This is a genomic window from Methanoregula sp., from assembly GCF_049686655.1.
In the GTDB taxonomy this organism is placed as follows: domain Archaea; phylum Halobacteriota; class Methanomicrobia; order Methanomicrobiales; family Methanospirillaceae; genus Methanoregula.
The window spans coordinates 1-4,694 of sequence record NZ_JBAVIG010000007.1; the positions used below are offsets into that span (position 1 = coordinate 1).

Sequence of the window (4,694 nt, forward strand, 5' to 3'; positions counted from 1 at the left end):
ATTCTTGCCATTCTCCAGCGAAATGACGGGGGATATTCGGTTTTCTGGAAAGACGGACGTGTATACAATTTCGATGCTTCAGGAACTATGGAAAGGATCGTGAGTATCCCGGAACAGATATATCAGACCCGGGGAACGGCATATCCCGGGGTTACCCCGCGATCCATTGCCTATACGCCCGATGGGACGATGAGTGCGATTATGACCGGAGGGGATTATAACGATCAACAGCCACCGTTGGTAATTGCCGGACTTTCGCAAAACGGAACGGTCTTATGGGAAAGACCATATGAGCTGAAAAATATGACTGGAGCAACTTCCCTCATCCAGACCCGGGACGGGGGATTCTTACTGGGGAAATTTTATTATAGCGACGAGCCGGGGGGAGGAAAGAAAATCCTGATAGAAAAAACAGATGCCAATTCCTCAATTGCCTGGGATTCCACGCTGGGTATATGCAACTACACGTTTTGTAATAACGATTTGCTCGGCATGCATGCATCTGCAAACCAGGGATATGATATCATATATCAGTCCCATGAACAGAATAATGCGTCTTCCGGCAATCCGGTAGTAACTGTTTACGCACGACTCGACAGTAGTGGTCAGGCAATGCAGCAGGAGATACTGACAAATATCACGGAATTACCCACATGGTTTTTTGATCAGAGCGGGAGTTCTCCTGAATTTGCCGACATGGTACAGGAAAGTGTAACAAACACCGTGATTCATGGAAATAGTCAGGTCAATCCGACTATAGGGTTTGTTTCTATTCTCAAAACTGGTGATGGAGGATATGCTCTGCTTGGGATCAGAGATTATTGGGATTAAGCCGGGGTTTCTTCCAGCATCTTTTGAAGGTTGTAACAGGTTAAACCGGAGATGGTGGGGAGTTTGGTACGGGGTCCGGCATCGGATGGACGGGCCTCATCCTTGTACTTGCGAGGGGCAGCAAACACAGGACGAGCGCAGTGCTCCTGGCACCAGCCGGGGATCGCAGGAATTCAACCAATTCAGAATTTAATTCGTGTTTTGCAGGCCGGCGCTTTTCCATTTTTTCCGTAGCCTGACCGGTAGATGACTGCGTTAGAAAGAATAAATACCACGAATATAAATCGCTCATACGTGGACAGCCGGAGGTTGTCCCGAAAATCAGAGGACGGGTCCACCAAGCGACGAACTTCGTTGGACCCGGTCCCGCCCGTAGGCATGAGATCATTATCTTCAATTCCTATGAAGGTTTTCCCGTGCCGACGAGCGTAGCGTATGAAAAAGGAGTTGAAAAAAGTATGAACCTACGCAAAATGAGCGTCGTCCTGCTGGCATTGCTGCTGGCAGCGATGGCGATGGTACCGATTGTATACGCAGAATCTCAATCAGGACAACTGAGTGGTCAGGCAACGGGGTCAGTTGCATCATCAGCCCCGGTCCAGTATGGTGTATTTGACGAACCCCCCTTCGCAAAAGTCACGGTAAATCCTGATGACAATAAGGAACAGTTTGAATTTATTTATGCCCTTGTTGAACAGAAGTGGCTGAAAACCGAGGGGCGGACGGGCAAAGACGGGTCTATCACGTTCACAGTCCCGGTTTCACAGGTGCACTTCCAGAAGAATCAGGCAGGAGTACCCGCGCATGTCCCGACGGCATTTCTCGATGAAGTGAAATCAAGTGATGCCGCCGTTGCCATCCTCTGGGCCCCGACAAATGTGGTAAAAATCACGAAGAATAACGACACGATCACAATCACCTGCCCTGAACAGATGCTTCTCAAATTCGGCAGTCTGAATGAAACTAAGACCAGACTTGAAGTTGCCAATACGGAGAACCTTCAGATTTCGGGGGTCCCTCAGGATCCGTCCATCGATGTTTCGAAGATGAAGATATCGCCAATGGCAGCTGCGAGCCCGTCCGAGAGGAGATGGTATACTGCGACCTCCGCCATCAATGGTGTAACCGGAATCATGCAGCCGGCGGGTTTCTCTAATTCGGGCCAGTCGTTTACGAGTTATCATGAGATGGAACTGTACCTTAACCAGCCTACCGATGCTGTCGAGTACATCGTGTACCATCGAACAGACGGGAGGGTCATTGATTTCGTTTCGGTCCACGATGACTATGCCTTATCGACACCCCTCAGCATGGATGTCACCTCTCTTTCAACGTATCTTGAATGGTATTTCTATATCGACAGCGGCCATATCTGGGACCTGTATTTCAGAAACCCGATCAGCGGGACTTGGTACAGTGCATCTCACACGGATACCGTTAACCTGTCGAATACGGTCTCAAGCATAACACCGTCAACGGAACTGTATCTCACATCCAGCCCGCCGGCAAATTATTTCTATATGCTGACTTCTCCATTCCGGGTGGACTGGACCAGGACAACATCGAATACGTTCCTGTCGCCTCAGCAAACAACAATTGCCGGTTCGCTCCCGCCCAATAACCAGTACGTCCAGCTGACGACGTCCTGGGACAGTTCTGGAAGGATTGTTACCTCTCAGGCATGTGGGTCGGACGTCTCATAACTCCTTTTTTATACCACAGATGAGAAAAAATCAGGAGGGTTATATGGAGAAAAGAACATTCATCCTGTTGTGTTCCGGAATTCTTCTTGCCGCAATCCTGGGCTTACTCTTAATGGCTGCTCCGGATCAGTCCGGCTCTGCAGCACAGCCCCTGCCCCGGTTCCAGCCGGGAATCTGGGACCAGCCGGTGATCCGCCCGCCGTACAACTCATCCGCCGGCCTCTTCGATTACCCATTCATGTACCAGTACGAACTGAACGCTTCAACAGGTTTTGCGTCGGCGTATAAAAAATACTACCGGCCCACGTACATCCTCGCACCCGGAACAAATGCCACGATCGTCATGAACGTGACCTCATATTCCCGGCAACCGATCAGGATATCTGTCGTTGCGATTGACAACCTTCCCGCGTACGGGTTCGGATACGTCCAGCCAGGGCCCCTGGTCCTGCGGCCCGGGGAGAGCCGTCTTCTCTCTGTTCAGGTTTACGCTCTGCCAGACGCATCGCTTCCGGATGATCCGTCGCTCGTCGAGGAGGGGGACCGGCAGCTGGCGTGCGGCCCGTGGCTGGAAGCCGAAGGCTGGCAGATCGGGCAGGGGTTTTACCTGAAGCCGACTCCCTGAAGCTATGTATGAGCCCATGTGGTATAGAGAGACGAAGAACATGCCGGGAGTCTCATGCAAGGGAAGGATACCTTCGATTCCCTCACATTGCGTGCGCCGGGTGTGCCGGGGCAAAAGTGTTCCCTGCATTCACTCTTTCCTCCGTTGGAGATACCCCTTGTTTGGAGTACCTCCTGTATCTCCTCAAAATGGACTCCGTTTGGAAATGAACACGGTATCCAACTGGGGTGACGATCCAACGTTAGTCCAGGACACCAAGGATTGTCTGGTTTATGGAGAAAGATACGACATGGGGCTTGTGAACTATGCTACAAGGCCATGACCTGATCTTTAAAGGATAAAACCCATTATTTTTTGTCCAGGGCATAGTATCGATGAAAAACAAATGGAAATTCAGGAGCGGGATCACATGACCAGTATATCGTGGAAGAATATTTTAATTGGTATCACATTCATTCTCGTCCTCTTCGCAATTATCTGGATAGGGGCGATTTCATATATTAACAATAATCCAGGATACTACAAGTATACTATTGATATAGATGGTCTTGAACAATTTCAGACGGGTCTTGTCACAGATATTATCATTCCCCTTCCCGTTCGGGATGGCCAACAGGTTTTTACCGATGATGAACTTCAGTACCAGTCGTTTGGTAACTGGAAGTCCGTGCTGGTAATGACACCGTACGGGAAAATGCTTGCATTCCAGAGTATCGGAAGGAATCTGACAGATCTCCATGCAGAGTTTACCCATAAATTCCTTGATGGAGATCGGATAAAAAATATCACTTCAGATTCATTATCGCCGGTGTTGCCATATACATCATCACCATATACCCAATGGGTCTATGGTTCGGGGTCGGTCCAAAACTATTCCACGATTATCTATATTCCCGATTCACTGCAGCCACGGGACACGGTAAACGATAAGATGGCGGTCAGGATCGAACTCATTGCAAATGGCGGAATGCAGCATTCAGTAACCGATAGAACGTATCGTGTTACGATACGAGAGAACATTCCCCCGGAGGCCCGCAATCTGACACCGGTCATCGCCCAGATTGGGACACTGGATGCCGGAGATCTTAATGCTGAGTATAAATGGGTCGCTGGTCCGATAATCTGAATCTCTCCCATCTTGCATCATTCTCTCAAAAGTGGGTACGTCAATGAGTCTCGAATTCTCTTCACCGAACGCGCACGGAACCTCCGCACGGGATAATGCACGAAGGATAAGCGAGACTAAAGCGGCAGTTGCTGCGTATCGTTAGAAAAAACCAGAGACCACATGAAATCGCAAAGGGTAATAATTACTGTATGTGCAGCTCTCGTGATGGCGATAATTGCGATCATCTTTTTTTCCCCATCGTGGCAACCTGGTAGTGATAAGACCCTCAGGTGTGATCCTCCGCCGGTTTCGGTGTATGGCTTGTTGAATGACGATGGAAATTCCTCCCACAATTTCCAGATTCGCGTGAACACTTCTTCGAATCTGACGATTGGAGTGGAGTCGTATATCCTGGCTCCCGGGGAAT

5 protein-coding genes are annotated in these 4,694 nt (G+C 49.5%); 4 read left to right on the forward strand and 1 reads right to left on the reverse strand.

Annotated features, from left to right (window positions below; all coding sequences use genetic code 11):
• From WBL42_RS00575 to WBL42_RS00590, 4 genes are all read left to right on the forward strand, one after another.
• Window positions 1-831: hypothetical protein (locus WBL42_RS00575; RefSeq protein ID WP_424719319.1), on the forward strand; the 831-nt coding region annotated here is incomplete at its 5' end.
• Between the two features lie 458 nt (window positions 832-1,289).
• Complete coding sequence (locus tag WBL42_RS00580) at window positions 1,290-2,534, forward strand: hypothetical protein (protein WP_424719320.1); 1,245 nt, start codon at window positions 1,290-1,292, stop codon at window positions 2,532-2,534.
• 43 nt (window positions 2,535-2,577) lie between these two features.
• Window positions 2,578-3,159: a hypothetical protein gene (locus tag WBL42_RS00585; RefSeq protein WP_424719321.1), complete on the forward strand. Its 582-nt coding sequence runs from the start codon at window positions 2,578-2,580 to the stop codon at window positions 3,157-3,159.
• Between the two features lie 409 nt (window positions 3,160-3,568).
• A complete protein-coding gene (locus WBL42_RS00590) occupies window positions 3,569-4,285 on the forward strand; it encodes a hypothetical protein (protein WP_424719322.1) in 717 nt (238 codons plus the stop codon).
• Between the two features lie 116 nt (window positions 4,286-4,401).
• Here the strand turns inward: WBL42_RS00590 and WBL42_RS00595 are convergent.
• On the reverse strand, window positions 4,402-4,694 hold a 293-nt coding region (locus WBL42_RS00595; protein WP_424719323.1), incomplete at its 5' end, for a hypothetical protein.

Excerpts from the sequence above, each read along its gene's own strand:
- WBL42_RS00590 (WP_424719322.1), top strand. The coding sequence starts at position 3,569 with ATGACCAGTATATCGTGGAAGAATATTTTAATTGGTATCACATTCATT.
- WBL42_RS00585 (WP_424719321.1), top strand. The coding sequence starts at position 2,578 with ATGGAGAAAAGAACATTCATCCTGTTGTGTTCCGGAATTCTTCTTGCC.
- WBL42_RS00580 (WP_424719320.1), top strand. The coding sequence starts at position 1,290 with ATGAACCTACGCAAAATGAGCGTCGTCCTGCTGGCATTGCTGCTGGCA.